We start from the raw sequence: 26017 nt of genomic DNA on the forward strand, positions 1-26017 counted from the left end.
CCGCCATGACCGCTTTCGCCAGGAACCAGTGGTACGTCGCGGCATACGGCCGCGAGATCGGCCGTGAGCTGCTCGGACGTACGATCCTCAACGAGCCGATCGCCTTCTACCGCACCGAAGACACCGGCGAGGTGGTCGCCCTCGCCGACCGCTGCGTACACCGCCGTTTCCCGCTGTCCGCAAGCCGTCTGGACGGCGACAAGGTGGTCTGCGGCTACCACGGCTTCACGTACGACACCACCGGCACCTGCGTCTACGTCCCCGGCCAGAAGCGCGTCCCGCGCACGGCACGCGTCAGCAGCTACCCGGTCGTGGAGCAGGACTCCTTCGTGTGGGTCTGGATCGGCGACCCCGCGCTGGCGGACGCCACCACCATCCCCCGGGCGCCGCACCTGGCCGACACCGGGAAGTGGACGACCGTCGGCGGCATGGAGCCGATCGACGGCAACTACGGGCTGCTCGTGGACAACCTGATGGACCTGTCCCACGAGACGTATCTGCACGGCGGTTACATCGGCACCCCCGAGGTCGCCGAGACGCCGATGACCACCGAGGTCGACGAGGGCGCGGGCATCGTGCGGGTCAGCCGGCACATGGACGACGCCGCCTGTCCGCCCTTCTACTCCCGCTCGACCGGGATCCAGGGCCGCATCACCCGCTGGCAGGACATCGAATACCACGCCCCCTGCCTGTACCTGCTGCACAGCCGGATCGCCCCCAAGGGCGTGCTGCCGAACGCCGACGGCACCGACCCGGACGCCTTCCACGTGGAGATCACGTACGCGATCACCCCGTCGACCGACAAGCACGTGTACGACTTCTGGTCCGTCTCCCGGGACTTCGGGCACGGCGACGAGGAGATGTCGACGTTCCTGCACGACTTCAACCGCGAGGTCGTCATCCAGGACGTCGACGCGCTGAACCTGCTGCAGAAGACCCTGGACACCGAACCCGAGGGCTACCAGGAGCTCAGCATCAACATCGACACCGGAGGCCTCGCCGCCCGCCGCATCCTGGCCCGCCTCGCGGCCGAGGGCGAGCAGCCCGCGCCCACCGCCGCGGCCCCGGACCCGGACCCGGTTCCGGCGACGCGATGAGCCGCCCGCACACCGCCGAGGTCTACCGCATCGACTGGGTGCCGGGGACCGACTGGCTGCACGGCATCTGCCACTGCGGGGCCGAGCGCGACGGGCAGGACCCGGTGGAGATGTGGGACTGGATGCTGGCCCACCCGGTGGGCCACGAGAGCCCTGACAGCAAGGAGGACCGGTGACCCCGGAACACGAGGCCGAAGTCGTCGTCACCACCCGCACCGACGAGGCGGCGGGCGTGGTCTCGCTGACCCTGCGGCACCCGGCCGGTGAGCCGCTGCCCGCCTGGGAGCCCGGCTCCCACATCGACCTGGTCCTGGGCAACGGTGCCGGACCGGTCCGTCAGTACTCGCTGTGCGGCGACCCCGCGGACCGTACCGCCTGGACCGTCGCGGTGCTCCGCGAGCCCGCCGGGCGCGGCGGATCGGCGTACGTCCACGACAAGCTGACGGAAGGGACATCCGTACGCGTCCGGGGCCCCCGCAACCACTTCGCGCTGCGACCGGCCGCCCGCTACCTCTTCGTCGCGGGCGGCATCGGGATCACCCCCATCCTGCCGATGCTGGCCGCCGCCGAGGCCGCCGGCGCCGAGTGGTCGCTGCTCTACGGCGGCCGGACGCGCGGCTCGATGGCCTTCCTGGACCGGCTGGCCGCGTACGGGGACCGGGTGCGGGTCGCCCCCCAGGACGAGACGGGTCTGCTGGACCTGGCCGGGTACCTCGGCTCCCCCGGCCCGGAGACGCTGGTCTACTGCTGCGGCCCGGGGCCGCTGCTGGACGCCGTGGAGGATCGCTGCACCGCGCACACGGAGCGTTTCCAGGCGAAGGCGGCGGATCCCGATGCCGCCTCGGACGCATTCGAGCTGGTGCTTCAGCAGTCCGGGCTGACGCTGACGGTGCCGCCGGGGCGCAGCATCCTGGACACCGTTCAGGACGCCGGAGTCCAGGTGCTGTACTCCTGCACGGAGGGCACCTGCGGCACGTGCGAGACCGACATCGTCGAGGGCGAGGCGGACCACCGGGACTCGGTGCTCACGGCCGAGGAGCAGGCCGCGGGCGAGACGATGATGATCTGCGTGTCACGCTGCCGGGGTGCGCGGCTTGTCCTTGACCTCTGAGTCCCCCGCGTCCCCGCCGTGCTGCCACTTGGGGTGATGGTCGCGGACCCACTGCGGGGTGACGAAGCCCGTACGCATCCCGAGGCGCGCCTCGGGATCGCGTGCGGCCATCCAGATGTGGCCGATGACGACCACCCCGATGGCCAGCGCCAGCCAGTCGTGGACGAAGGTGGCCCCGGTGCGCAGGGTGACCACCACCATGTTCGGGAACCACATCATCAGGCCGGTGCCGATCATCACCAGCGCGGCGCCGGCCGCGAAGGACGCGTACACCTTCTGTCCGGCGTTGAACTTGCCCGCCAGGCGCAGCGATTCGGGCCTGCGGTGCATGGCGTCACGCAGCCAGCCCCAGTCGTACGAGGTGAAGCGGTTGAGCAGCTTCAGGTCGTGGCGGAAGGCCCGTGAGACGAGCCCGGCCAGGACCGGGACGGGGAGCATGATGCCCGCCCATTCGTGGACGGTGACCACCAGGCGGCGCCGGCCGACGATCTCGGCGAGCGCGGGCAGATAGAGCATCGCCGCGGTGACCAGGCAGATCAGCATCAGGGCGGACGTGGTGCGGTGCACCCAGTGCTCGGCCGGGGTGAAGCGGCGGATACGGCGGCCGGTGGCCGCCTTGTCAGGTGGAGTCATCGCTGCGTCCGTTGGAGCGGCCGACCCAGGCGTCGACGTCGTAGCCGTAGTGCTCCCAGTAGCCGGGCTCGACACCCTTGGTGACCTCGATCCCGGACAGCCACTTGGCCGACTTGTAGAAGTACATCGGCGCGACATAGAGCCGGACCGGACCGCCGTGCGCGTTCGTGACCGCCTGTCCCTGCATCTTGAGGGCGACGATGACGTCGTCGCGGCGGGCCTGCTTCAGGGTCAGGCTCTCGCTGTAGGCGCCGTCGAAGCAGGTGAAGCGGACGGCGGTGGCCTCGTCGCGCACGCCCGCCAGGTCCAGCAGATGCGAGAGCTTCACGCCTTCGAAGGGGGTGTTGTCGACCCGCCATCCGGTGACGCACTGGACGTCGCGCACCAGGCGGGTCTGCGGCATGGAGCGCAGGTCGGAGAGCCGGTAGGTGGCCGCTTTGTCCACCAGGCCGGTGACCGTCAGCCGGTAGTCCGTCTCGGATCGGTGGGGAATGGAGGACGCCACCGAGTAGAAGCGGAAGCCGCCCCCACCGGGCAGCAGACCGGTGACCCCGGTGGGGTCCTTGCTGCTGACCGCCGACAGCGCCGAGTCGAGCCCGCCCTGCAGCTTGGACCCGAACGCGACCCCCGCCGCGCCGAGCCCGATCATGCCGAGCATCACGCGCCGGCCGACCGGCGCGCCCTTTTCTTCCATGCCGCCCACACTAGACCTTGTTCCAGGGCTTCCCATGATCGCCGGAAGGCCGTAATAGGACGGTAAGGACCGCCGGCTCAGCCGATGTGCAAGCCCGCGTAGTTCTCGGCGAGTTCGGCGGCCGCGTGCGGGGACGACGCGATCCGGTCGAGCTGGGAGATCTGCAGCCGGGTCTCGAACGGGCTCTGGTTCGGGTCGGTGTGCAGCGTGCTGGTCATGAAGTACGAGAAGTGCTCGGCCCGCCAGACGCGCTTGAGGCAGGTGTCGGAGTACGCGTCGAGCAGCTCGGCGGAGCCGGTGTCCTTCAGGTGGGCGAAGGCCCTGGCCAGGACGATGACGTCGGCGGCGGCGAGGTTGAGGCCCTTGGCACCGGTGGGCGGCACGATGTGCGCGGCGTCGCCGGCCAGGAAGACCCGGCCGTAGCTCATCGGCTCGGAGACGAAGCTGCGCATCGGCAGTACGCCCTTGGAGGTGATGGGGCCCCGCTGCAGGGTCCAGTCGCCGTCGATGGCGAAGCGGGCGTCGAGCTCGTCCCAGATCCGCTCGTCGGGCCAGTCGGCCGGGTCGGTGCCGTTGGGAACCTGGAGGTAGAGCCGGCTGACCGACGGGGAGCGCATGCTCAGCAGCGCGAAGCCGCGCTCGGAGTGGGCGTAGACCAGCTCGTCGCTGGACGGCGGGACGTCGGCGAGGATCCCGAACCAGGAGTACGGGTAGACGCGCTCGTACGTCTTCTTGATGCTCTCCGGCACCGCGTCGCGGGCGACGCCGTGGAAGCCGTCGCAGCCCACGACGTAGTCGCAGGTGAGGGTCTTGTCCTGGCCCTCGTGGGTGTAGCGGATCACGGGGCGGTCAGTGTCGGCGCCCTCGACGGCCCGCACCTGGGCCTCGAAGAGCAGCGGGGCGCCGTCCTTGAGCTGCAGAGCTATCAGGTCTTTGCAGACCTCGGTCTGGGCGTAGACCCAGACGCGGCGGCCGCCGGTGAGGGAGGGGAAGTCGATGCGGTGTGCCTTGCGGTCCCAGCGCAGCTCGATGCCGTCGTGGACCAGGCCCTCACGGTCGAGCCGCTCGCCGGCGCCGGAGGAGCGCAGCACGTCCACCGTGGACTGCTCCAGGATGCCGGCGCGCTGGCGGTGCTCGACGTAGGCGCGATCGCGGCTCTCCAGGACGACGCAGTCGATGCCCGAGTTGTGCAGCAGACGGGCGAGAAGCAGGCCCGCCGGGCCGCCGCCGATGATGCCGACGGTGGTGTGCATGAGGATCAGTGCCCCTCTTTTTGGTCTTCTCGGTCTTCTTGGTCTTCTTCGAGGATCCGGTTGGCGATGGCGAACGCGGCGTTGGCCGCGGGCACCCCGCAGTAGACGGCCGACTGGAGCAGGACTTCCTGGATCTCGTCGGGGGTGAGGCCGTTGCGCAGCGCGGCACGGACGTGCATCGCCAGCTCTTCGTGGTGGCCGTGCGCGACCAGCGCGGTGAGCGTGATGCAGCTTCGGGTCTTACGGCTCAGGCCGGGGCGGGTCCAGATCTCGCCCCACGCGTAGCGGGTGATGAAGTCCTGGAACACCGAGGTGAAGGCGGTGGTGCGGGCCACGGCCCGGTCGACGTGCGCGTCGCCCAGGACGGCCCGGCGGACCGCCATTCCGGCGCCGTACCTCGTGCCGTCGTCGCTGGGGCGGGCCGGGTTGGCGGCGAAGTGGCCGAGCAGCGCGGCCAGTACGGGCGCGGGGCGTTCGACATTGGCCAGGTGGGACGCGTGCGCGACCTCGGTGAGGCTCGCCCCCGGGATCCCGTCGGCCAGCTCACGCGCGTGGGCTGGCGGGGTGGCCGGGTCCTCGCGGCCCGCGATCACGATGGTCGGCGCGGTGATCTTCGGCAGCTCCGCGCGCAGGTCGAATGCGGCCAGCGCGTCGCAACAGGCCGCGTACGCCTCCGGGTCGGCGGCCCGCATGTCGGCCACGAGCGCCTCTGCGGCCGGCTCCCCCACGAAGTCCGGCGTGAACCAGCGCCCGGCGGCGGAGCCCGCGACCGGGTCCGTGCCCTCCGCCCGGACCAGGGCGGCACGCTCCTGCCAGCCGGCCGGCTCCCCGAACCGGGCTGACGTGCACATCAGCGCGAGGCTGCCGATCCGGTCCGGGTGGTTGACGGCCAGCCACGTCCCGACGGCTCCGCCGAGCGACACGCCTGCGTACGCGAACGTCTCGATCCCGAGGCTGTCGGCGAGCTCCAGGACCAGCCGCCCGAGGTCACCCATGGTGGCTCCCGCCTGGACGAGCCGCGCCGGCGAGCCGCCGTGCCCCGGCAGGTCATAGCGGACCACGCGGTGCGTGCGCGCCAGCGCGGGCACCTGGGCGTCCCAGACGGCGAGCGACGTGCCGAGGGAAGGGCCGAGGATGAGCGGAGGTGCGGTGTCGGCGCCGTCCACGCGGTGGTGCAGCAGGGTGGTCATACGCTCTCCTCGGGCCGATCTCTTTCGCCGCCCTCACGGGCGCTTCGCTTGCTTCGGCCGGCTGCGGGCCGGTGACCGGGGGCTCCGGGTTGGGGGTAGGCCGCTCGCCTGAGGCGGAGCGGGCTGGCCCAGCCCGGCCGCACCCGGCAACGCGCCCGCAGCCCCACGGCGGGTGGCCGAGGGTGCGTCGGCGGCCTCAGGCCCGTGGCCGGGTTGTGCCAGCCCGTTCCGCCTTGCGGAACGTTCTCCCACAACCCGGTCATGGCGCGGCGCGCCGCAGCGCGCGGTCGACAAGCGCACCGGCCGACCCCAAGTAGTTCACCGGGTCGGTGAGTTCGCGGAGGCGTTCCTTGGGGAGGACGCCGGCGAGCGCGGGCTCTTCCAGGAGGGCTTCGTCGAGTTCGAGGCCCTCCTCGACGGCGCGGCGGGCGGCCCGGGCGAGGGCGGATTTGGCCTCGCCGCGGCCGATCAGGGCGGTGAAGGCCGCGGCGAGGTGCTCGGAGACGATGAGGCCGTCGGTGGCGTCGAGGTTGTCGCGCATGCGGTGGGGGTGGACGCGGAGGCCTTCGGCGAGTTCGGCGGCGTCGCGGGCGGCGCCGCCGACGAGGCGGAGGGCTTCGCGGAGCGGCTGCCATTCGGCGTGCCAGGCGCCGGCGGGGCGTTCGTCCTCGGCGGCGAGGGAGCCGTAGAGGACGGAGGCGAGGGCCGGGACCTGGCGGGCGGCGGCGGAGATGAGGGTGGCGCGCACGGGGTTGGCCTTGTGGGGCATGGCGGAGGAGCCGCCGCCGGTGCCTTCGGAGAGTTCGCCGATCTCGGTGCGGGACAGCAGCAGCACGTCGGCCGCGATCTTGCCGAGGGCGCCCGCCGCGAAGGCCAGCGCGCCGGCGAGGTCGGCGATGGGGGTGCGCAGGGTGTGCCAGGGCAGCGCGGGTTCGGCGAGGCCGGTCTCGGCGGCGTAGGCGGCGAGCAGCAGTACTCCGATGTCGGTGCCGTCGCCTTCGGGGACCACTGCGTCGGCCTCGGCGAAGGCCTGGAAGGCGGCCAGGGTGCCTGCCGCGCCGCCCAGTTGGGCCGGGAGGGAGGCACGGACGGCGGCGAGGCGGTCGCGGGCGTCCAGCACGAGGGCCCGCCAGCCGGCCGCCTTCAGCCCGAACGTGGTGGGGACGGCGTGTTGCGTCAGGGTGCGGCCGGGCAGCGGCGTGTCGCGGTGCTCGGCGGCGAGCCGGCCCAGCGCGGCGGCCGTGCGGTCGAGGTCGGCGAGGACCGGGGCCAGGGCGCGGGAGGCGACCAGCATGGCGGCGGTGTCGAGGATGTCCTGGCTGGTCGCGCCGCGGTGGACGTAGGCGCCCGCTTCCGCGTCGCGCTCGGCGACGGCGGCCGTGAGGTCGGCGACCAGCGGGATGACCGGGTTGCCGCCGGCGCGGGCCCGCAGCGCCAGGTCCCGTACGTCGTAGCGGCCGGTGTCGGCGGCCCCCGCCGTGACGGCGGCCGCCGCCAGGGCCGGCGCGAGGCCGAGCGCGGCCTGGGCGCGGGTGAGCGCGGCCTCGGCGTCGAGCATGCCGCGTACGTACGCGGCGTCGCCCGTGGCGGCTTCTGCTTCGGACCCGGCCCGCCCCGGTGAGAGCAGGCCGAGGTCCTCGGCGGGGTCAGTCGAAGGCAAGGAAGACCGTCTCCTCATGCACACCGTCGCACTGCAGACGGATGTCGAAACGAAGGACCCCGGGGGCGCCGCCGCTGTCCGGCGTGGCGAGCAGCGTGGCCCGGCGCTGGGGGCTCAGCGAGGTGAGCAGCGGGTCGGTCGTGGTGTCGGTCAGCTCGGGCAGGTAGGCCCGGGTGTACAGGTGGTGGAGAAGGCCGCGCGCGAAGACGATGAGCGACAGGTACGGGGCTCCGCCCGGCGGCAGCGTACGGATGACGTAGTGGCCGTCGGCGTCGGTGGCGATGCGGCCGAAGCCGGTGAAGGCGACGCCGTCGCGGCCGATGACCTCGCCGTTGACCGGGTCGCGGCGCAGGGAACCGGGGGCGCCGGTGCGGGAGCCGTCGGGGGCGGGCTGCCAGACCTCGACGATGGCGTCGGGGATGGGCAGGCCGGCGCCGTCGTAGACGTAGCCGTGGACGGTGATGGTGTCCGGGTGGCCGGTGGGCGCGATGTCGCCGCCCTTGGCGAAGGGGAGGGCGTAGCCGTAGAAGGGGCCTACGGTCTGCGAGGGAGTGGGGGCGAGAGACATCAGCGGCCCTCCTCGATCCAGGTGGCGGCGGGGCCGTCCAGGACGATGTCCCAGCGGTAACCGAGCGACCATTCGGGGGTGGACAGGTCGTGGTCGTAGGCGGCGACCAGGCGAGCCCGCGCGGACTCGTCGGTGACGGACTGCAGGATGGGGTCGTACGCGAAGAGCGGGTCCCCGGGGAAGTACATCTGGGTGACCAGGCGCTGGGTGAACGCCGTGCCGAAGAGCGAGAAGTGGATGTGCGCCGGGCGCCAGGCGTTGACGTGGTTGCGCCACGGGTAGGCGCCGGGCTTGATGGTGACGAACTCGTACTCGCCGTCCGGGCCGGTCAGGGTGCGGCCGACGCCGGTGAAGTTGGGGTCGAGCGGGGCCGGGTGGTCGTCGCGCTGGTGGGCGTAGCGGCCGGAGGCGTTGGCCTGCCAGATCTCGATGAGCTGGCCGCGTACGGGACGGCCCTCGCGGTCGAGGACGCGGCCGGTGACCTTGATGCGCTCGCCGAGGGGCTCGCCGTGGTGCTGCTGGGTGAGGTCGTGGTCGAGAGCGGTGACGTCGGTGGCGCCGAAGGCGGGTCCGGACAGCTCGACGGCCTCGGGGTCGCCGTTGACGGCGACCAGCGGCTGTTTGGGGTGGCGCAGGACGCTGCTGCGGTACGGGGCGTAGCCGCGGCTGGGGTGGTTCTCCACGGGCGCGCCGTCCGCGATGCGCTTGGCGTACGCCTCGCGCTCGTCGGCGATCTCGGCGCTGATGTCGCCCTGGGTGAGGGGGGTGGTCATGCGGGGCTTTCCTACCTTTCCAGGACGAGGGCGAGGCCTTGGCCGACGCCGATGCAGAGGGTGGCCACGCCGGTGCCCGAGCCCGCCGCCTTGAGCTGGTGGGCGACGGAGCCGGCGAGCCGGGCACCGGAGGCGCCGAGCGGGTGGCCGATGGCGATGGCGCCACCGCGCGGGTTGAGGATCGCCGGGTCGAACTCGGGCCATTCGGCGACGCAGCCGAGCACCTGGGCGGCGAAGGCCTCGTTGAGCTCCAGCGTGGTGAGGTCGTCGAAGGTCCTGCCCGCGCGGGCCAGGGCGCGGTTCACGGCCTCGACGGGGGCGAGGCCGAAGTAGTGCGGCTCGATGGCCGACACGCCGGTGGCGGAGACGCGGGCGAGCGGCTCACGGCCGGTGGCCTTGAGGCCCTCCTCGTCGACGAGGAGCAGGGCGGCGGCGCCGTCGTTGAGCGGGGAGGCGTTGCCGGGGGTGACGGTGCCGTTCTCCTTGCGGAAGGACGGCTTGAGCTTGGCCATGGCGGCCAGGGAGGCGTCCGCGCGCACGGATTCGTCGCGGGCGAAGACGACCGGGTCACCCTTGCGCTGCGGGATGGGGACCGGCACGGTCTCGTCGTCGAACAGGCCCTGGTCCCAGGCCTGCGCGGCCTTGCGGTGCGAGGCGAGGGCGAACTCGTCCTGCTGCTCGCGGGTGATCTTGTGTTTCTCGGCGATCAGTTCGGCGCTCTCGCCGAGCGGCACCGTCCACTGCGGGTCCATCTTCGGGTTGACCATGCGCCAGCCGAGGGTGGTGGAGTACAGCTCGGTGTGCCCGGCCGGGAAGGGCCGGTCGTTCTTCGGCAGGACGTACGGGGCCCGGGTCATCGACTCGACGCCGCCGGCCACGGCGATGGACAGGTCGCCGAGCGCGATGGCGCGGGCGGCCTGGATGACGGCTTCGAGGCCGGAGGCGCACAGCCGGTTGACGGTGACGCCGGGGACGGTGACGGGGAGCCCGGCGAGCAGGCCGGCCATCCGGCCGACGTTGCGGTTCTCCTCGCCGGCGCCGTTGGCGTTGCCGAAGTAGACGTCGCCTATGCGGGCGGGGTCGAGGCCGGGGGTACGCGCCAGGAGCTCGCGGATGGCGTGGGCGGCCAGGTCGTCGGGGCGGACCGAGGACAGGGCGCCGGTGTACTTGCCGACCGGGGTGCGGACGGCGTCGACGATGTAGACATCACGTGGGCGAAAGCTCATCGGACGATCCCTTCGGCGATGCGGACCTTGGCGGCCGTCTTCTGCTCGATCTCCTGGACGGTGACGCCGGGGGCGGTCTCGACCAGCACCAGGCCGTCCTCGGTGACGTCCAGGACGCCGAGGTCGGTGATGATCCGGTCGACGCAGGCCTTGCCGGTGAGCGGCAGCTCGCACTTCTCCAGGATCTTGGGGCTTCCGTCCTTGGCCGTGTGGGTCATGGTGACGATCACGCGGCGGGCGCCGTGCACCAGGTCCATGGCGCCGCCGATGCCGGTGACCATTTTCCCCGGGATGGCCCAGTTGGCGAGGTCGCCGTCGGCGGAGACCTGCATGGCGCCGAGCACGGCGGCGTCGATGTGGCCGCCGCGGATCATGCCGAAGGACAGGGCCGAGTCGAAGAAGGAGGCGCCGGGCAGGACCGTGACGGTCTCCTTGCCGGCGTTGATCAGGTCCGGGTCGAGCTCGTCCTCGTACGGGAAGCGTCCGGTGCCGAGGATGCCGTTCTCCGACTCCAGGACGACGTGGACACCCTCGGGGAGGTGGTTGGGGATCAGGGTGGGGAGGCCGATGCCGAGGTTGACGTACTCGCCGTCGCGCAGTTCCCGGGCCGCGCGGGCGGCCATGTCGTCTCGCGTCCAGGCCATCAGACCTGCACCTCCCTGGCCGTGACGGTGATCTTCTCGATCTTCTTGTCGGCGGCCTGCTCGGGGGTGAGCGCCACCACGCGCTGGACGAAGATGCCCGGCAGATGGACCTGGTCCGGGTCGAGATCGCCGGGCTCGACCAGTTCCTCGACCTCGGCGATGGCGATCCGGCCCGCCATGGCTGCCAGGGGGTTGAAGTTGCGGCTGGACTTGTTGAAGACCAGGTTGCCGTGCCGGTCGCCCTTGGCGGCCCGTACGAGGGCGAAGTCGGTGGTGATGCCGCGCTCGAGGACGTATTCGGTGCCGTCGAAGTCGCGGACCTCCTTGGGCGGGGAGGCGAGGGCGACGCCGCCGTTGCCGTCGTAGCGCCAGGGCAGGCCGCCGTCGGCGACCTGGGTGCCGACGCCGGCCGGGGTGAAGAAGGCGGGGATGCCGCAGCCTCCGGCGCGCAGCCGCTCGGCGAGGGTGCCCTGCGGGATCAGTTCGAGCTCCAGCTCGCCGCCCAGGTACTGGCGGGCGAACTCCTTGTTCCCGCCGATGTAGCTGCCGGTGACGCGGACTATGCGACCCGCGGAGAGCAGCACGGCCAGCCCCGAGTCCATGGCGCCGCAGTTGTTGGACACCACGCTCAGGCCGCTGACGCCCTTGACGTGCACGGCGTCGATCAGCGTATTCGGGACGCCGCTGAGACCGAAGCCGCCGACCGCGATCGACGCTCCGTCATGGACATCAGCCACGGCCTCTGCGGCCGAGGCGACCACCTTGTCCATCCGTCGCCCTTTCCTGTTAGCTCTTGTTCGTCCAGTGAACTTTAGTTCACAATGGCTTACAGCAGAGTCTGTTCCGAAGGCATCTGCCCTGTCAACGCTTTGTGCCAGTACTGTTCCTCCCCCAGACTCCGTCCGGGGGGACCCCCATCACTCCTTGATCTCTTGTGGAAAGAGCAGATGACGTCTCCCATCACCGCCGACGCGGCGCCGCCGCAGGAGGCCGTGGGTCCGCTGATCCGGGGCCTCGCCGTGCTCCGCGAGCTCGCCGCCGCCGACGGCCGGCGTTCGGTGGGCGATCTCGTACGGGCCACGGGCCTGGCCCGCTCCACCGTCGACCGGGTCGTCAGCACCCTGGCCAGGACCGGATACCTGCGGCTCGAGGGCCGGGACGCGGTGCTCACCCCCCGGCTGATGGAGCTGGGCAACGCCTACCTCTCCGCCTGCCGGCTCCCCGATCTGCTCGGCCCGCTCGCCGACTCCCTCGCCGACAGCCTCGACGAGTCGGTGTCGATCGCCGTCCCCGACCGGGACGGGGTGCGCTTCGTCCACCAGGCCACCCGGCGCCGGGCCATGTCGCTCACCTTCCGCATCGGCGACCTGCTGCCCGCCGAGCGCGGCGCGCCGGGTGCGCTGTTCGCGGCCGGCTGGAGCGGCGAGGACTGGGAGCGGTGGCACCGCCGGCGCGCGGCGGACCCGACGGACAGCGGCTTCCCTGCGGTGCCGCCACACGGGCGGGCCGACGCGGCCGGCTCCTTCGAGCGGCGAACGGCCTACGCGCGGGAGCAGGGCTGGGCGGCGGACGACCAGCTGATCGAGCCCGGCCTGGTCGCGGTCGCGATGCCGGTACGGGACACCCGGGGGCGCCCGGTGTGCGCGGTGAGCGTGGTCAGCCACACCAGCCGGCACAGCGCGGAATCGCTGCGCGAGGCGGTGCTCCCCCGGCTGCGCCAGACCGTCGGCGCCATGGAGGCCGCTCTCGCCGCCCCCGCCGAACCCTCCGCCCCCGCCGCTCCCCCGGCGGCCGGCTCGGCTCCCGCCGCCTGGACCCGCGCCTCCAAGCAGGAACTGGGCCCGGAGTTCGTGGAGTCCCTCGCGCGCGGACTCACCGTCCTGACCGCCTTCGACCAGGGCCACGCCGAGCTGCCGCTGACCGCCGTCGCCGAGGCCACCGGGCTCGCCCGGGCGACCGCCCGGCGCTCACTGATCACCCTGGAACACCTGGACTACGTCGCCCACGACGGACGGCTCTTCCAGCCGACCCCGCGCATCCTGGAGCTGGGCTTCGCCCACCTCTCCGCGCTCACACTCCCCCAGATCACCCAGCCCCACCTGGTCGAACTGGTCGGGCAGGTGCACGAGTCCGCGTCGATGGCCGTCCTGTCCGGCGACGACATCCAGTACGTGGCACGCGTCCCCACCGTGCGCATCATGAGCGTCAACATCACAGTCGGCACCCGCTTTCCCGCGTACGCCACCGCCATGGGCCGCGTCCTGCTGTCCGGCCTGCCCGCGCACGAGCGCGCCGAGCGGCTGGCCCGTACGGAGCTGAAGCCGCTCACCCGGCACACCGTCACCTCACCGGACAGGCTCGCGGCGGTCCTGGAACGGGCCGAGCGGGAGGGCTACGTCCTCGTCGACGAGGAGCTGGAGGAGGGCCTGCGGTCGATCGCCGTCCCGGTGCACGACCGTACCGGGAGGGTCGTGGCGGCGGTGAACGTCTCGACGCACGCCAGCCGCAGCACCGCCGACCACGCCCGCGAGGACCTGCTGCCGCCGCTGCGGGAGACGACGGCGCGCATCGAGGCCGACATGCAGATCGCCGGGCGGTACGGGCGGATCGCCCCGGCCTGACCGGGGCCGGCCCTGCGGCACGCGGCCGCAGGGCCGGGGGGATGGCGGGGACGTCAGCCGATGCCGAGCGGGGTCTGCCAGGAGCCGGCGAAGAAGGTCTCGTCCAGCGGACGGCGCGCCCGGGTCTCGGTCTCGCGGGCCCGCAGCGTCTCGTCGGGCAGCTTGTCGGCCTCGGCCAGCGCACCGACGGCGATGACGGCGAGCGGCCGGAAGCCCTCGGGGATGTCGAAGGACGCGGTGAGCCGCTCCGGCAGGAAGCCGCCCATCTGGTGGGCGTGCAGGCTCTCCGCGTGGGCCTGGAGGGTGAGTTGGGCGACGGCCAGACCGGTGTCGTACGCGGCCGTCGTGTTGGCCGAGCCGTCGTCCAGCCGCTCGGCGGCGACGGCGGCGATGAGGACGGAGGCGTTGCCGGCCCAGACCTGGTTGAAGCCGATCAGTGCGTCGTGCACGGCCTTGTACGTCTCGTCGCCGCGCCGTCCGACGATGAAGCGCCAGGGCTGGATGTTGCGCGCCGACGCCGCCCAGCGGGCGGCCTCGAGCAGCGAGGCGAGTTGGCCGCCGGTGATCTCGTACGAGGGGTCGAAGGAGCGCGGGCTCCAGCGCTCGGCGAGCAGCGGGTGCACGGGGGCGGAGGTGACGGCGCTACGGGACATTCGGATGGCTCCTGGAGGGGTGCTCGGTGTTCGGGTGGGGACTCGCTGCGATCAGCGGCAGCATGGCGTGCGGCTATTCCCGTCGGCCATGCCCACCGCCGGGATTTCACGCGGCTGCAACAGTGTGGGGGGATTCGCGGAACTCGCCGTGCCCCTGCCAGGGACGCGCCAGCAGGATCAGCGACAGTGCGGCGCAGGCCAGCGCGCCGAGCATGACGGCGGCCATCGGTGTCGCACTGCTCGTGCCGAACAGCCCCACCAGCGGCGAGGCGAGCGCCCCGAGCAGGAACTGCGTACCGCCCAGCAACGCCGACGCCGTGCCGGGGGCGTGCCGGCCCAGGGTCTGACCCAGGCTCATGCTGGCCGGGAAGACCATCCCGATGCCCGCCAGAGCGACGAACAGGCAACACCAGGTGCCCGTGAGGCCGGCACCGACCGTGGCGATGAACACGACCTGCCCGATCACACCGGCCGCCGCTATCGACACGCCGAGGCTCAGCAGTGTGTTCATCCGCAGCCGACGGGCCAGCACGCCGAACGCGCCGCCGGACAGCAGCATGCCGAGGGCGTTCACCGCGAAGATCAGGCTGTACTGGGTCGCCGAGACGCCGTAGATGTTCTCGAAGACGAAGCTGGACCCCGAGATGTACGTGAAGAGCGCGGCGGTGGCGAAGCCCAGCGTCAGCACATAGCCGACGAACGTACGACGGCCGAGCAGCCCGCCCATGGCCCGGAAGGTGCTCCCGAGGCCCACCGCGCGACGCCGCGCGGACGGCAGCGACTCGGGCACCTTGGCCAGAACGGCCAGGAGCAGCAGGACACCGGCCGCCGTGAGCACGAAGAAGGTGGCCCGCCAGGTGGAGACCGACAGGATCGCGCCGCCGAGGACGGGCGCCGCGACCGGTGCAATGCCCAGGACCATCGAGAGCATCGAGAAGTACCGGGGAATGTCGGCGCCTCGGAACCAGTCGGTGATCACCGCGCGGGCCAGCACCATGCCCACCGCGCCCGCGACGCCTTCGAGGAAGCGGGCTCCGATCAGTATCTGGACATTGGGCGCGACGGCGCACAGGAAGGAGAGCGCGGCGAAGGCGGCGGTGCCGGGTATCAGCAGCCTGCGGCGGCCGAGGCCGTCGCTGAGCGGGCCGATGAGGATCTGCCCGAGGACCGCGCCGGCCAGGAAGGCCGTCATCGACAGCTGTACGGCGGAGACGCTCGCGTGCAGGGAGCTGCCCATCTCCGGGAAGCCGGGTACGTACATGTCGGTGGACAGCGGGGCGACCGCGGTCAGGGCACCGAGTACAGCGATCAGCGCGGCAACCCGCTTGGGCGGGGCTGCGGGGGAGGATGTCGTTGAACCTTCGGTGGTGGTCTGGGCGGCTACCATGGAAGAAGCGTACCTAATAGTCTACTGGTTAACAAAGTCGGAGCGATGAGCCGCATCTCCCCTCCCCCTCCCTTCACCGTGCACACCCCGCGCGAGCAATGGGCCGCCGCGCGCCCGGAGCTCGACACCTCCCCGATGGATGTCATCGGCCCCATCAAGCGCATCCACTGGCTGTACGAGGCCGCGCTGGAGCCGCTGTACGAGGCCGCGCCGGTCACCGCGCCCGAACTGGACGTCCTGGTGCAGCTGCGGCACAGCGACGAGCCCCTCATCGCCCGGCGGATCGCCGACCGGATGCGGTGCTCGCGGGCCGCGATCAGCAAGACACTGGCCAAGCTCGAGAAGCGCGGCTTCATCGCGCGCGAGCCCAATCCCGCCGACCGCCGGGCGGCCCTCGTCACGATCACCGAGGCGGGGGCGGAGGCGGTCGACGCGATGTTCCCGCGTCAACTCGCGGTCGAGGCCGATCTGCTGGCCGGCCTCGGTCCAGACCGGGACCGGGTCATGGCCGCGCTCAATCTGCTGGCCACCGCATTGGAGCGCCGCTCTGCGGGCGGATGATGTACCCATGCTGGACGCCGACGACGTACGCCGTATCGCCCTCTCCCTGCCCCGGACGGTGGAGAAGGAGCGCTGGAACCATCCCACCTTCGACGTGGCCGGACGGATGTTCGCCACCGTCCCCGACGACGGGACGTCCTTCGCGGTGCGCTGCCCCAAGGTGGACCGCGCGGAGCTGATCGCCTCCGAGCCGGACAAGTTCTGGGTGCCTGCGCACGAGGCGCACTCCTCCTGGGTGCGCGCCCGGCTGGCCGAACTGGAGGACGACAAGGAGCTCTACGACATCCTGGCCGACTCCTGGCGCCAGGCCGCCCCCGACGACCTCGCGGACCGGCATCTGCCGTAGCGGGCCCGGCTCGCCACCCGTCGGCCTAGTGCTGCGCCCGGCAACGTTTGCCCGTCACGGCACTAGTTCTCCCCCGGCTCGCCGCCGAGGGCCACATTGCTTGCCAGCAACGACGCCATCAGCTGGGAGAACCCCGGGTCGGAAGAGGTCATCTCCTTGCCGCGCGGCGACTTCTGGATACGGTCGACGACGCGCTGGTGGTACTCCTGGAGCAACTCCACCGCGCGGTCCGCATCGCGGTTCTCCAGCGCCTCCACGATGTCCATCCGGGTGTCGTGCAGGGCACCGGCGACCCGCTTCCAGGAGGCGAGACTCCCGCCCGACAACTCGACGGCGAACCCGATCTGGACCTCGGTGATGAACCGGCACAGGGAGATCAGCAGCGGGTGGTGCGAAAGCCCGGCCAGGGTGTGGAAGAAGCCCTTCAGCTCGGCCGCCGCCTGATCGACACTGCCCGTGACCGCCGCGCGCTCGGCCGCCACGCGCAGCTGCGCGATCTCCTCCTCGGTGGCCCGTTCCACCCCGAGCCTGACGGCGTAGGTGTTGAGCACGGCGAGGAGCCCGAAAACGTCGCGGGCGCCCATCTTCCCGAACTGCACGACCGCGGCGATGGACACGGCGATGAGCGTGTCGCTCTGCGCGGTCACGGTGCTGCCGCTCCCGTTCCTGGACGAGACCAGCCCCATGGCCGTGAGCACCCGGATCGCCTCGCGAATGGTCGGCCCGCTGACACCGTACTGCGCGGCCAGCTCACGCTCGGACGGCAGCTTCGCGCCGTGCGGGAGCGCGCCGCTGAGGATCTGCCCCCGGAGGTCTTCGAGGATCTGGTCGGCGACCCTTTTCCGGTAGATCTTGCCGGGCTGCTGCTGGTTCATGGTCATCGGTTCGGCCTCTCCGGGCGCTAATCCTCCTGGTAGCTTGATGTCAAGGCTAACAGCGTGCTTGGCTTTATGGGAAAATTAATGTTTCGCCTTCGGTTCCTCTTGAGCCTATTCCCGCACCACCGTGTTCTCGATGACGGCCAGGTCGATGGACGGACGGGCCGCGCCGGATCGCCGACCTGGTCAACGTCAGCTCGGTGTCCGGCCGTACGGTCCGCAAGGGGGCCGGTGTCCACCGCGCCACCAAGCCACCGCACGCCCGAGGATGTCGCCGACACCATCGGATACGTCGTCACCCGCCCCCGCCATGTCGCCATGAGCGAGGTGCTCATGCGCCCCGGCGAGCAGGAACGCCGACGGTCGGTTCAGAAGGGGTAGACCGCCGCTTCCGCCCGCGCCGTGATCCACCGCGTCTCGGTGAACGCCTCGATGTTGGCCACACCGCCGAACCGGGAGCCGGTACCGGAGGCCGCGACGCCTCCGAAGGGGGCGACCGCCTCGTCGTTGACGGTCTGGTCGTTGATGTGGACCAGGCCGGTGGGGATGCGCTCGGCGAGTTCGAGGCCCCTCATCACATCGCGGGTGAGGATGCCGAGCGACAGTCCGTACGCACTGGCCGTCGCCAGGGCCACCGCCTCGTCCGCGTTCGCGAACGTACGGATGGGCGCGACCGGGCCGAAGACCTCCTCCGTATAGGCCGGGGAGGAGTCGGTGACGCCGGTCAGGACCGTCGGGCGGTAGAAGAGGTCCTCGTACGTGCCGCCGGCGGCCAGCCGGGCACCGCCGTCGACGCTGGCCCGCACCAGGTGGTGGATCTTGTCGCGCTGGCCCGCGTCGATGACCGGGCCGAGAGCGACCTGTTCCTTGGCCGGATCGCCGACAGGCAGGTGTCGGGCCTTCTCGACGAGCCGTTCGGTGTACTCGTCGGCTATCGACTCGTGGACGAGGTGCCGCCCGGTGGTCATGCACACCTGGCCCTGGTGGAAGAAGGAGCCCCAGGCGGCGATGGACGCGGCGCGCTCCAGGTCGGCGTCGGGCAGCACGACCAGCGCGGAGTTGCCGCCCAGTTCCAGGTGGGCCCGCTTGAGGTGGTGGGCGGCGGCCGCGCCGACCTTCCGGCCGGCCGCGGTGGAGCCGGTGAAGGAGATGACCCGCACCCGCGGATCGGCGACGAGCGCCGCACCGGCCTCCGCGCCACCGGGTACCAGGCACAGCACGCCCTCGGGAAGCCCGGCCTCCTCGAACACCCGCATGATCGACACGCCGCCGCCGACCGCGGTGCGCGCGTCCGGCTTGAGCACCACCGAGTTGCCCAGTGCCAGGGCGGGGGCGACGGAGCGGATGGCCAGGATCAGGGGCACGTTGAACGGGGCGATCACGCCGACCACCCCGGCGGGCACCCGGCGCACCATGCTCAGGCGCGGCTCGGCGGACTGCAGCAGGTCGCTGACCGGCCGGGAGACCAGCGCCGCCGCCTCGTAGCACTCCTGGGCGGCCGTCGCCGTCTCGAAGGCGGCCTTTCCCGGGATGCTCCCCGCCTCGCGGATCAACCAGTCCTGGATCTCGTCGGCCCTCTCGACGAACAGGTCGCCGGCCCGGCGGAGCACCGCGGCCCGCTCGGTGTAGGGGGCCCGCGCCCAGGCCGGCTGGGCCTCCGCGGCCCGGCACGCGGCGCGCGCCACGTCGTCCGCGTCCGCGAGGCCGATGTGTTCCAGGGTGTCGCCCGTGGCGGGTTCGATGACGGCGTGGGCGCCGCCCGTGCCAGGTGACCAGCCGCCGATGTTGAGGGTGCCGGACCAGATCGTGGGGTCGAGGAGAGACATCGCGGTGCTCTTTCCGCTGGAGGTGGGTGGGTGGCGGTCAGGGGTGGAATTCCGGGTCCGGCGCGACGACCACCTCCAGGAGGACGGGCTCGGTGCGGGAGCCGAGGGTGGGGATGATGTCGCCGAGGACGTCCAGCAGTTCCGGGTGCTGCGTGATCCTCCGGGCGGGGCACCCCAGCGCCAGGGCCATATCGCTCACGCTCACCTCCTCGAAGGCGGGCCAGGGCGGCTTGCCCCCGTGCTGCTCGGCGAGCCGGTCCATGATCGCGTAGCGTCCGTTGGCGAGGACGACGAAGACGACGCCGACGCCGTAGTGCGCGGCGGTCCACAGTGACTGCACCTGGTACAGGGACGAGCCGTCGCCGACGATCGCCACCACCGGGCGCCGGGGCTCTCCCATCCGTACGCCGACGGCGGCGGGCATCGCGAAGCCGAGGCCGCCCATCGCGGCGCTGAGAAATCCGAGCGGCCGCCGGGCGGGCAGCAGCGCGTGCAGGTCGGGGCGGGAGGACGGGGTCTCCTCCACGATCACCGTCTCGGCGGGCAGGCTGCTCGCCAGCGCGGCCAGCACGTGCGCGGCCCGCAGCGGCTGTCCGGGGGCCGGCGGCGAGGCTGGAACCGGTGCCGGCGTGGGCGGCCGTACGGATCGCGGCGCGCCGGCCTCCCGGGGCGGCACGCGCCGCGCGAGCCGGTCGCAGAAGTCGGGCAGCGGGGTGACGACCGCCAGGTCGGCCGGGGCACGGTGGGCCTCGGCCGGGTCGTCGGTGACCACGGCGACCCGCGTACCGGTCCCGGTCAACGTCCCCTGCGCGTACGGGTACTGGCGCAGGAAGGGGGCGCCGACGACGAGCACCAGGTCGTTCGGGGCCAGGGCCTCGCGCAACCGGGTCCGGTCGGCGGGCAGGTGACCCGCGAACAGGTGGTGGTCCTGCGGGAATCCGGCCCGCGCCCCGAACGGCTCCTGCCACACCGGGCAGTCGAGGCGTTCGGCGAGCGAGGTCAGCGCCGCCCACGCCCCGGCGCTGTCGGTGCCCGCGCCCACGACGAGGGCGGGTGCGTCGGCCCGGGCGATCAGCCCGGCCACCTCGGCGACCGCCGCCGGGTCGGCGGTGGTCGCGCGGCGCAGCACCGCCGGTGCGGGGACGGGCAGTTCCTCGGCCGGCTCCGCCCAGTCGTTCATCGGGACGATGACCAGTGCCGGGCCGCGCCCGGTGCGGGCGGCATGCACGGCCCGGCCGATCGCGCCCGGCACGTCCTGGGCCCGCGCCGGGGTCTCCACGCTCACCGGATAGTCACCGGCCAGCCCCTCGAGGCGTCCGGCGAGAAACGGCTCGTGGGCGAGGTGGCGACGGTCCTGCTGGCCGACCACGACCACCAGCGGGACCCGGTTGACCCGCGCCGTGGCGAGCGCGCCCACGGCGTTGCCGAGCCCCGCCGTCGTGTGCAGCAGGACGAGCGCCGGTTCGTCGCGCACGATGGCCCAGCCGGTGGCCGCGCCGACCACCGACCCCTCGTGGAGGGCGAGGACGAAGTCCAGGTCGTCGGGGAGGTCGGACAGCAGCGACACCTCGGTCGAGCCGGGGTTGGCGAACATGGTGGTCAGACCGTGCAGGCGCAGCACATCGAAGGAGGCATCACGGACAGTACGCATCACAGGAGCGCTTTCTCATCGGAAGGAGCCGGCAGAGCCGTTTCGGGTCGGCGCCCTCAGCCGACGTGCCGCTCGTCCTTCGGGTCCTCGAACGTGATGGCGTTGTATCCACGCCGTGTCACCGAACGGGACGATCTTCATCGCGGATCCTCCGCTCTCCGTCTACGGCGTAAAGAGGCTAAGCTTCCTAGTAGGTTTGGGTCAAGGAGTCGGATGGCCGCTCACCCGCTGATGCGCAGGCCGAGCTTCCCCACGGAGCCGGTGGCGAGTGCCTCGAAGGCCGCGTCGATCCGGTCGAAGTCGTGAACGGCGGTCACCGGGGAGTCCTGCAGGCTGTGTTCTGCCAGCCCGGCCAGCCGGTGCAGGACCCGTGTGCCGACCTCCGGGCGTACGTTCACCGCGGGGATGCCCTGCAGCGCCTGGGGGTCGGCGGCGCGCAGTGTCGATGCGGCCCGGCCGCCGGGGGCCAGCGTCCGGACGACGAGGGGGGTGAACGCGGCGGGGTCCCGGTCGATCAGATCGATCACGGCGGTCACCCCGTCCGGATGCCTCCCCCGCACCGTCCGGGCGACGTCCTCGGCCGACCAGTCGACGGTCTCGGCGGCCCCCATCTTGCGGACATGGTCCTCCTCGGGGCCCGGCCGGGCCGTCGCGATGACCTGGACGCCCCGGGCCGCGGCGAACTGCGTCGCGAAGCTGCCCACCCCACCGCTTCCCCCGACGACGAGCAGCGTGTCGCCCTCCCCGACCCGGACCGCGTCCAGGCAGGAGACGGCGGTCACTCCGGCGAGGCCGAGGACCCCGGCCGTCAGGTCGTCGACCGTGGCCGGTACGGCGGCCAGCCGGTCCTGCTGGACGGCCAGGAACTCCGCGAACGAGCCCGCCCGCACGACGTTTCCGTGCACCAGGCCGAACACCCGGTCTCCGGGGGACAGCCCCGTGACGCCCGGCCCGGTCTCCGCCACGACGCCGGCGAAGTCGGTGCCGAGGATCGCCGGGAAGACGTACTCCTTGTAGCGTCTGGCCCGTCCGCCGGCGATGTTGGCGTCCAGCGGGTTGACCGAGGAGGTACGCACCTGGACCAGGACCTCGCCCTCACCAGGGGTGGGTCTGGGGACGTCCGCGATCCGGGGGCGGGAGCCGAAACCCTCCAACTGGTATGCCCGCATGCTCATGGTGTGTACTCATTCCTTGATTCGACGGGGGACCGCAGCCGGCGCGGCGAGCGGCGCGGCAGACCTGCCGGCGGCCGGTGCCTTTCCCAGGGTCGGCGCCTCTTCCCGGGGCTCGCTGTCGATGTCCTCCGAGACCTCGCGGGTGCCCCACTGCTTGGTCCGCGCCAGCCCCACCACGGCGACCAGCGAGGCCAGGAACGCCATGCAGGCGGGAATGGCCAGGCCGGCGGCGACAGCGTCGGCGAAATTCCCACGGTGGTCGGCGAGTGAGGAGAAGAAGACCGAGGTGGCGATCGGAATGCCGATCGCGGAGCCGATCTTGACGCCGACCTGGTAGGTCCCGCCCGCCGTACTCGCGTCGGTCTTGGGGATGTCGTACAGGCCCAGGCTCTGGTTGGAGGAGATGACGAAGCCGGCGCCGAGACCGCAGACCAGCAGCCCGGGAGCCAGGACGAGGGCGATGTTGCCGCCGTTCCAGTTCAAGGACAGCAGGGAGGTGGTGGTGAGCCCGGCCGTCATCATCAGGCAGCCGGCCACGACCATCCGGCGGCCGTAGCGAGGCACCAGGCGCCCGCTGATCAGCGCTCCGGACATCGAGCCGATCGGGAAGAGCAGGGTGCCCAGCGAGGACTGCAGGGCGGAGTAGTGCAGCCCGCCCTGGAAGTAGAGCTGGAGGAGGATGAAGATCGGGGGGAACGCCGCGTAGAAGAACAGGCAGGTCACGAAGGAGAAGGAGAAGCTGGGCAGGGCGAGCAGCCGGGGCTTGATCATCGGATGCGCGTCACGCCGGTCCAGCGACCGCTCCCACAGCACGAAGGCGACCAGCAGGACGGCCCCGACGCCCAGCAGCCACCACGGGGGGTTCACCCCTTGGTCGCCGTTCTCGGCGAGCGGCAGCACGATCGCGATGAGCGCCAGACCCAGCAGGGCCATGCCCCCGAAGTCGACCCCACTCCGGCCGGCGCCCTTGTGCGGTGTCTGCGGCAGCCGCCGGTAGCCGAGGACGAGGGAGATCAGGCTGATCGGCATGCCCATGAAGAAGACATAGCGCCAGCCGTTCTGGTGTCCGAAGCCGTCGACGGTCTGCCCCGCGATCAGGGGACCCCACGCGGTGGACATGGCCACGATCGCGGCGTACACACCGAACGCCTTGCTCCGCCCCTTGCCGGTGAAGAGCTGCTGCATCAGCCCGATGACCTGCGGGATGACGATGCTGCCGGCGATGCCCATGACGAAGCGGGAGGCGACCAGCCAACTGCCGTTCGGCGCCAGCGCGCAGGACAGGGAGGCCAGCAGGAAGAGCACCATGCCGATGACGAACATACGCCGCCGGCCGAAGTCGTCGCCCAACCGTCCGGCAGGCACCAGGGTCACGGCGCCGGCCAGCGAGAACCCGGCGGTGGCCCACGTCACCTGGGTCGGCGACATGTGCAGCGCGGTCTGCATCGTCGGGAGGATCGCGTTCATCATGCTCGTGTCGAACATGACCATGAACGCGCCGACGAGACCGATGGACAGAGCCCGCCATCGCGTGGGGTCGAGTTGAACTGTCGTGGTCTTTGCTGATGCCGTCGTTGCCATCGGCCTTTTTCCTTTCGGTTATTCCCTTGGCTCGACTCGCGCGGTCGTCAGCCGGCGTCGGCTGTCCGCCAGGCATGGGCGCCCCACCGGCGGCGCGATTCCGAGGGCATTGCGAATGGACGTGCCGCCGTACGGGCACGCGGCGGCACATTGACGTCCGACCCGTCGCCTCCGTCCCGTCGCCGGCTCGTACGAGTGGCACACGTCATAGAAAAGGAAGCTAGCTTCCTAGTAGGTAGGCGTCAAGGAGTCCTGCAAGCTTCAGGGGCAGTTCACATCTGGGCAGCCCGAAGGGCCGGACTCCGTGGGACTGAGTCCGGCCCTTCGTCGCTGTCCTGCACCGCTTACCAGGGGCGGCCACCCGGTCAGGCCGGGGCGATCATGCCCGCCGAGAGGTCGATGTCGGCGCCGCACAGGCCGGGCATGGCCAGCATGGCCAGCAGCGCCTGGGCGACCTCGGGCTCCTCCACCAGGCGGCCCAGCGCCGAGCGGGAGGCGAAGGCACGCTCGGCCGCCTCGACCGTGGAGCCGGTGAGCTCGGCTTCGAGGCGGAAGTTCCGAGCCATGCGCGGTCCCCGCACCGGGCCCGGGGAGAGTGTGTTGACGGAGATGCCGAGCGGTCCGACCTCCCCGGCCAGGGTCCGGGTGAGGCCGATCAGGGCCATCTTGGAGGCGGTGTAGGGCGTGCGGTTGAGCAGCGGACGCTTGCCGCTGACGGAGGCGACGTTGACGACGTCGCCCCGCCCTGCCGTGATCATGGCGGGCAGGAAGGCCCGGCAGACCAGGTAGACGCCCCGTACGTTCGCGGCGAAGACGTCATCCCACTCCCCCGGTTCGATGTCGACGAGCGGCTTCACGGGACCGGCGACGCCGGCGTTGTTGACCAGGACCGAGATGTCCTCGTCCGCCAGCTCCGCGGCGAGGGCGGCCACCGAAGCGGGGTCGGAGACATCGCAGCGGGCCGTACGGGCCTTGCCGCCGGCCTCCTTGACGAGCGCGGCGCCGGCACCCAGCGCCTCGGCATTGCGGCCGACGAGGACGACCCGCGCGCCGGCCCCGGCCAGCGCGACCGAGAAGGCCCGGCCGAGCGGGCCGCCCCCGCCGGTGACCAGCGCGGTGCGGCCGTCGACAGGGTGCTTCACGCGCCGGTCCCCTCGTAGCCGGAGCCCTCGGTGGCCCAGGGCAGCGCGTCGTCACCGAACTTGGCGGCGCGCAGGTCGCCGGAGCGGGCATGCCCCTCGAAGAGCTCGACGCGGGCGGCGCGCCCGCACAGCCGGCCGAGGAACGCGCTGGACCCCGGCTCGGTGACCTCCTGGTACGTCACCGTCTTGAGGTACTTGCCCACCCACAGGCCGCCGGTGTACCGGGCGGCGCCCCGCGTGGGCAGCACATGGTTGGTGCCGATGACCTTGTCGCCGTAACTGACACACGTGCCCTCCCCCAGGAAGAGCGCGCCGTACTGGGTCATCCGCTCCAGCGCGAGGCGCGGCTCGGCGGTGAGCACCTCGACGTGCTCGGAGGCGAACTCGTCGGCCAGCTCGTACAGTTCGTCGATGCCGTCGACGACGATGACCTGGCCGTGGTCGCGCCACGCGGGCTCGGCGAAGTCCTTGGTGGGCATGTCGGGCAGGATCGCCTCGACGTGCGCGATGGCCTTGCGCCCGAGCTCCTCGGACGTCGTGATGAGGATCGCCGGGGAGTCCGGGCCGTGCTCGGCCTGGCTGAGCAGGTCGACGGCGGCGGTGTACGGGTCGGCGTCGTCGTCGGCGAGGACCAGGATCTCGGTCGGCCCGGCGAACAGGTCGATGCCGATCTGGCCGAACAACTGGCGCTTGGCCTCGGCGACATAGGCGTTGCCGGGGCCGGCGATCAGGTTGACCGGCGCCATGGTGTCGGTGCCGATGGCCATCGCGGCGACCGCCTGGACGCCGCCGAGCAGCCAGATCTCGTCCGCCCCTGCGAGGTGCGCGGCGGCCACGGTCGCGGCGGGGACCTCACCGCGGATCGGCGGCGTACAGGCCACGACGCGCGGGACGCCGGCAGTCTTGGCGGTGACGATCGTCATGTGCGCGGAGGCGGTCAGCGGGTAGCGCCCGCCGGGGATGTAGGCGCCGACGGCCTGGACGGGGATGTGCTTCTGGCCGAGCCGGACGCCGGGCAGGGTCTCGATCTCGAACTCGCCCATGGAGGCGAGCTGGTGCTGCGCGAAGTTGCGGACCTGGTCCTGGACGAACCGGATGTCGTCGATGACCTGCTGTGGCACCTCGCTGACGATCTTCTCGATCTGCTCCGGCGAGAGCCGGAACGATTCGGGTGACCACTTGTCGAAGCGCTCGGAGTACGCGCGGACCGCCGCGTCACCGCGCTCACGGATGTCGGCGATGACGCCGGTGACGACGTCCTTGACGGCCTCGTTGGAGGCCGCGGTCTGCTCTTTCGGTTCGGCGTGCTTGAGGTGCGTGCCCATGGCGGGGCCTTTCGGTGAGTGC

At 71.9% G+C, this 26017-nt stretch carries 26 protein-coding genes; 7 read left to right on the forward strand and 19 right to left on the reverse strand.

Annotated elements, in window-relative coordinates:
* Positions 1–5 precede the first annotated feature (5 nt).
* Genes ACFXJ5_RS30805 through ACFXJ5_RS30815 form a run of 3 tightly spaced genes read left to right on the forward strand, consistent with a single transcriptional unit; the run spans position 6 to position 2208 of the window.
* Positions 6–1097: a Rieske 2Fe-2S domain-containing protein gene (locus ACFXJ5_RS30805; protein ID WP_384638207.1), complete on the forward strand. Its 1092-nt coding sequence runs from the start codon at positions 6–8 to the stop codon at positions 1095–1097.
* On the forward strand, positions 1094–1273 hold the full coding sequence (locus ACFXJ5_RS30810) for a hypothetical protein (protein ID WP_384638210.1): 180 nt from the start codon (positions 1094–1096) through the stop codon (positions 1271–1273). The genes ACFXJ5_RS30805 and ACFXJ5_RS30810 overlap by 4 nt, the downstream gene beginning before the upstream one ends.
* Positions 1270–2208: a PDR/VanB family oxidoreductase gene (locus tag ACFXJ5_RS30815; RefSeq protein WP_384638213.1), complete on the forward strand. Its 939-nt coding sequence runs from the start codon at positions 1270–1272 to the stop codon at positions 2206–2208. The genes ACFXJ5_RS30810 and ACFXJ5_RS30815 overlap by 4 nt, the downstream gene beginning before the upstream one ends.
* Here ACFXJ5_RS30815 and ACFXJ5_RS30820 read toward each other — a convergent pair.
* The 10 genes from ACFXJ5_RS30820 to ACFXJ5_RS30865 form a co-directional block, all read right to left on the reverse strand.
* Complete coding sequence (locus ACFXJ5_RS30820) at positions 2170–2841, reverse strand: cytochrome b/b6 domain-containing protein (RefSeq protein WP_384638216.1); 672 nt, start codon at positions 2839–2841, stop codon at positions 2170–2172. The genes ACFXJ5_RS30815 and ACFXJ5_RS30820 overlap by 39 nt on opposite strands.
* Positions 2828–3535: a molybdopterin-dependent oxidoreductase gene (locus ACFXJ5_RS30825; RefSeq protein WP_384638219.1), complete on the reverse strand. Its 708-nt coding sequence runs from the start codon at positions 3533–3535 to the stop codon at positions 2828–2830. The genes ACFXJ5_RS30820 and ACFXJ5_RS30825 overlap by 14 nt, the downstream gene beginning before the upstream one ends.
* A 77-nt stretch (positions 3536–3612) precedes the next feature.
* Positions 3613–4788, reverse strand: a complete 1176-nt coding sequence (locus tag ACFXJ5_RS30830; protein WP_384638222.1) for a 4-hydroxybenzoate 3-monooxygenase — start codon at positions 4786–4788, stop codon at positions 3613–3615.
* A 5-nt stretch (positions 4789–4793) separates the two neighbouring features.
* Positions 4794–5978, reverse strand: a complete 1185-nt coding sequence (pcaDC, locus tag ACFXJ5_RS30835; RefSeq protein WP_384638225.1) for a bifunctional 3-oxoadipate enol-lactonase/4-carboxymuconolactone decarboxylase PcaDC — start codon at positions 5976–5978, stop codon at positions 4794–4796.
* Positions 5979–6237: 259 nt separating this feature from the next.
* Complete coding sequence (gene pcaB, locus ACFXJ5_RS30840; RefSeq protein ID WP_384638228.1) at positions 6238–7638, reverse strand: 3-carboxy-cis,cis-muconate cycloisomerase; 1401 nt, start codon at positions 7636–7638, stop codon at positions 6238–6240.
* The gene (pcaG, locus tag ACFXJ5_RS30845; RefSeq protein ID WP_384638232.1) at positions 7625–8206 is read right to left on the reverse strand and encodes a protocatechuate 3,4-dioxygenase subunit alpha; all 582 of its coding nucleotides are present in this window, start codon (positions 8204–8206) and stop codon (positions 7625–7627) included. Before pcaG ends, pcaB begins: the two co-directional genes overlap by 14 nt.
* On the reverse strand, positions 8206–8979 hold the full coding sequence (gene pcaH, locus ACFXJ5_RS30850) for a protocatechuate 3,4-dioxygenase subunit beta (protein WP_384638235.1): 774 nt from the start codon (positions 8977–8979) through the stop codon (positions 8206–8208). The genes pcaG and pcaH overlap by 1 nt, the downstream gene beginning before the upstream one ends.
* 11 nt (positions 8980–8990) lie before the next feature.
* Complete coding sequence (locus tag ACFXJ5_RS30855) at positions 8991–10205, reverse strand: thiolase family protein (RefSeq protein ID WP_384638238.1); 1215 nt, start codon at positions 10203–10205, stop codon at positions 8991–8993.
* Positions 10202–10849 carry a CoA transferase subunit B gene (locus ACFXJ5_RS30860; protein ID WP_384638241.1) on the reverse strand — a complete coding sequence of 216 codons (648 nt, stop codon included), beginning with the start codon at positions 10847–10849 and terminating at the stop codon, positions 10202–10204. The genes ACFXJ5_RS30855 and ACFXJ5_RS30860 overlap by 4 nt, the downstream gene beginning before the upstream one ends.
* The gene (locus tag ACFXJ5_RS30865; protein WP_384638244.1) at positions 10849–11619 is read right to left on the reverse strand and encodes a CoA transferase subunit A; all 771 of its coding nucleotides are present in this window, start codon (positions 11617–11619) and stop codon (positions 10849–10851) included. Before ACFXJ5_RS30865 ends, ACFXJ5_RS30860 begins: the two co-directional genes overlap by 1 nt.
* A 177-nt stretch (positions 11620–11796) precedes the next feature.
* Between ACFXJ5_RS30865 and ACFXJ5_RS30870 the strand changes: the two genes are divergently transcribed.
* Positions 11797–13470 carry an IclR family transcriptional regulator domain-containing protein gene (locus ACFXJ5_RS30870; RefSeq protein WP_384638247.1) on the forward strand — a complete coding sequence of 558 codons (1674 nt, stop codon included), beginning with the start codon at positions 11797–11799 and terminating at the stop codon, positions 13468–13470.
* Positions 13471–13523: 53 nt separating this feature from the next.
* On the opposite strand, the gene ACFXJ5_RS30875 is transcribed toward ACFXJ5_RS30870, so the two are convergent.
* Positions 13524–14123 (reverse strand): nitroreductase family protein, encoded by a 600-nt coding sequence (locus tag ACFXJ5_RS30875; protein ID WP_384638250.1) that lies wholly within the window; start codon positions 14121–14123, stop codon positions 13524–13526.
* Between the two features lie 106 nt (positions 14124–14229).
* The gene (locus ACFXJ5_RS30880) at positions 14230–15510 is read right to left on the reverse strand and encodes a multidrug effflux MFS transporter (RefSeq protein WP_384638253.1); all 1281 of its coding nucleotides are present in this window, start codon (positions 15508–15510) and stop codon (positions 14230–14232) included.
* 45 nt (positions 15511–15555) lie between these two features.
* On the opposite strand from ACFXJ5_RS30880, the gene ACFXJ5_RS30885 reads away from it, so the two are divergent.
* Both ACFXJ5_RS30885 and ACFXJ5_RS30890 read left to right on the forward strand, forming a co-directional pair.
* On the forward strand, positions 15556–16071 hold the full coding sequence (locus ACFXJ5_RS30885; protein WP_384638256.1) for a MarR family winged helix-turn-helix transcriptional regulator: 516 nt from the start codon (positions 15556–15558) through the stop codon (positions 16069–16071).
* 7 nt (positions 16072–16078) lie between these two features.
* Positions 16079–16417: an MmcQ/YjbR family DNA-binding protein gene (locus ACFXJ5_RS30890; RefSeq protein WP_384638258.1), complete on the forward strand. Its 339-nt coding sequence runs from the start codon at positions 16079–16081 to the stop codon at positions 16415–16417.
* A gap of 62 nt (positions 16418–16479) precedes the next feature.
* On the opposite strand, the gene ACFXJ5_RS30895 is transcribed toward ACFXJ5_RS30890, so the two are convergent.
* Positions 16480–17298, reverse strand: coding sequence for a FadR/GntR family transcriptional regulator (locus ACFXJ5_RS30895; RefSeq protein ID WP_384638260.1), 819 nt, complete (start codon positions 17296–17298; stop codon positions 16480–16482).
* 228 nt (positions 17299–17526) lie between these two features.
* Here ACFXJ5_RS30895 and ACFXJ5_RS30900 point away from each other — a divergent pair, with 228 nt between their 5' ends.
* Positions 17527–17676, forward strand: coding sequence for a hypothetical protein (locus ACFXJ5_RS30900; protein WP_384638263.1), 150 nt, complete (start codon positions 17527–17529; stop codon positions 17674–17676).
* Here the strand turns inward: ACFXJ5_RS30900 and ACFXJ5_RS30905 are convergent.
* The 6 genes from ACFXJ5_RS30905 to hisD form a co-directional block, all read right to left on the reverse strand.
* Positions 17664–19121 (reverse strand): benzaldehyde dehydrogenase, encoded by a 1458-nt coding sequence (locus tag ACFXJ5_RS30905; protein ID WP_384638265.1) that lies wholly within the window; start codon positions 19119–19121, stop codon positions 17664–17666. The genes ACFXJ5_RS30900 and ACFXJ5_RS30905 overlap by 13 nt on opposite strands.
* Positions 19122–19158: 37 nt before the next feature.
* Positions 19159–20772, reverse strand: a complete 1614-nt coding sequence (locus ACFXJ5_RS30910) for a thiamine pyrophosphate-dependent enzyme (protein ID WP_384638267.1) — start codon at positions 20770–20772, stop codon at positions 19159–19161.
* 221 nt (positions 20773–20993) lie between these two features.
* Positions 20994–21947, reverse strand: a complete 954-nt coding sequence (locus ACFXJ5_RS30915) for an NADP-dependent oxidoreductase (RefSeq protein ID WP_384638270.1) — start codon at positions 21945–21947, stop codon at positions 20994–20996.
* Positions 21948–21956: 9 nt separating this feature from the next.
* Positions 21957–23528: an MFS transporter gene (locus tag ACFXJ5_RS30920; protein WP_384638273.1), complete on the reverse strand. Its 1572-nt coding sequence runs from the start codon at positions 23526–23528 to the stop codon at positions 21957–21959.
* 365 nt (positions 23529–23893) lie between these two features.
* Entirely contained in the window at positions 23894–24670 is a 777-nt protein-coding gene (locus tag ACFXJ5_RS30925; RefSeq protein ID WP_384638276.1) for an SDR family NAD(P)-dependent oxidoreductase, read from the reverse strand.
* Positions 24667–25995, reverse strand: coding sequence for a histidinol dehydrogenase (gene hisD / locus ACFXJ5_RS30930; protein WP_384638279.1), 1329 nt, complete (start codon positions 25993–25995; stop codon positions 24667–24669). The genes ACFXJ5_RS30925 and hisD overlap by 4 nt, the downstream gene beginning before the upstream one ends.
* Positions 25996–26017 lie beyond the last annotated feature (22 nt).

It is taken from the genome of Streptomyces sp. NPDC059373 (assembly GCF_042751495.1).
Lineage (GTDB): Bacteria > Actinomycetota > Actinomycetes > Streptomycetales > Streptomycetaceae > Actinacidiphila.

Excerpts from the sequence above, each read along its gene's own strand:
- ACFXJ5_RS30810 (WP_384638210.1), top strand. The coding sequence starts at position 1,094 with ATGAGCCGCCCGCACACCGCCGAGGTCTACCGCATCGACTGGGTGCCG.
- ACFXJ5_RS30880 (WP_384638253.1), bottom strand. The coding sequence starts at position 15,510 with ATGGTAGCCGCCCAGACCACCACCGAAGGTTCAACGACATCCTCCCCC.
- ACFXJ5_RS30895 (WP_384638260.1), bottom strand. The coding sequence starts at position 17,298 with ATGACCATGAACCAGCAGCAGCCCGGCAAGATCTACCGGAAAAGGGTC.
- ACFXJ5_RS30915 (WP_384638270.1), bottom strand. The coding sequence starts at position 21,947 with ATGAGCATGCGGGCATACCAGTTGGAGGGTTTCGGCTCCCGCCCCCGG.
- ACFXJ5_RS30875 (WP_384638250.1), bottom strand. The coding sequence starts at position 14,123 with ATGTCCCGTAGCGCCGTCACCTCCGCCCCCGTGCACCCGCTGCTCGCC.
- ACFXJ5_RS30855 (WP_384638238.1), bottom strand. The coding sequence starts at position 10,205 with ATGAGCTTTCGCCCACGTGATGTCTACATCGTCGACGCCGTCCGCACC.
- ACFXJ5_RS30860 (WP_384638241.1), bottom strand. The coding sequence starts at position 10,849 with ATGGCCTGGACGCGAGACGACATGGCCGCCCGCGCGGCCCGGGAACTG.
- ACFXJ5_RS30865 (WP_384638244.1), bottom strand. The coding sequence starts at position 11,619 with ATGGACAAGGTGGTCGCCTCGGCCGCAGAGGCCGTGGCTGATGTCCAT.
- ACFXJ5_RS30910 (WP_384638267.1), bottom strand. The coding sequence starts at position 20,772 with ATGCGTACTGTCCGTGATGCCTCCTTCGATGTGCTGCGCCTGCACGGT.
- ACFXJ5_RS30830 (WP_384638222.1), bottom strand. The coding sequence starts at position 4,788 with ATGCACACCACCGTCGGCATCATCGGCGGCGGCCCGGCGGGCCTGCTT.
- ACFXJ5_RS30885 (WP_384638256.1), top strand. The coding sequence starts at position 15,556 with ATGAGCCGCATCTCCCCTCCCCCTCCCTTCACCGTGCACACCCCGCGC.
- ACFXJ5_RS30890 (WP_384638258.1), top strand. The coding sequence starts at position 16,079 with ATGCTGGACGCCGACGACGTACGCCGTATCGCCCTCTCCCTGCCCCGG.
- pcaH (WP_384638235.1), bottom strand. The coding sequence starts at position 8,979 with ATGACCACCCCCCTCACCCAGGGCGACATCAGCGCCGAGATCGCCGAC.
- pcaG (WP_384638232.1), bottom strand. The coding sequence starts at position 8,206 with ATGTCTCTCGCCCCCACTCCCTCGCAGACCGTAGGCCCCTTCTACGGC.
- ACFXJ5_RS30825 (WP_384638219.1), bottom strand. The coding sequence starts at position 3,535 with ATGGAAGAAAAGGGCGCGCCGGTCGGCCGGCGCGTGATGCTCGGCATG.
- ACFXJ5_RS30820 (WP_384638216.1), bottom strand. The coding sequence starts at position 2,841 with ATGACTCCACCTGACAAGGCGGCCACCGGCCGCCGTATCCGCCGCTTC.
- ACFXJ5_RS30805 (WP_384638207.1), top strand. The coding sequence starts at position 6 with ATGACCGCTTTCGCCAGGAACCAGTGGTACGTCGCGGCATACGGCCGC.
- pcaDC (WP_384638225.1), bottom strand. The coding sequence starts at position 5,978 with ATGACCACCCTGCTGCACCACCGCGTGGACGGCGCCGACACCGCACCT.
- ACFXJ5_RS30920 (WP_384638273.1), bottom strand. The coding sequence starts at position 23,528 with ATGGCAACGACGGCATCAGCAAAGACCACGACAGTTCAACTCGACCCC.
- ACFXJ5_RS30905 (WP_384638265.1), bottom strand. The coding sequence starts at position 19,121 with ATGTCTCTCCTCGACCCCACGATCTGGTCCGGCACCCTCAACATCGGC.
- ACFXJ5_RS30870 (WP_384638247.1), top strand. The coding sequence starts at position 11,797 with ATGACGTCTCCCATCACCGCCGACGCGGCGCCGCCGCAGGAGGCCGTG.
- hisD (WP_384638279.1), bottom strand. The coding sequence starts at position 25,995 with ATGGGCACGCACCTCAAGCACGCCGAACCGAAAGAGCAGACCGCGGCC.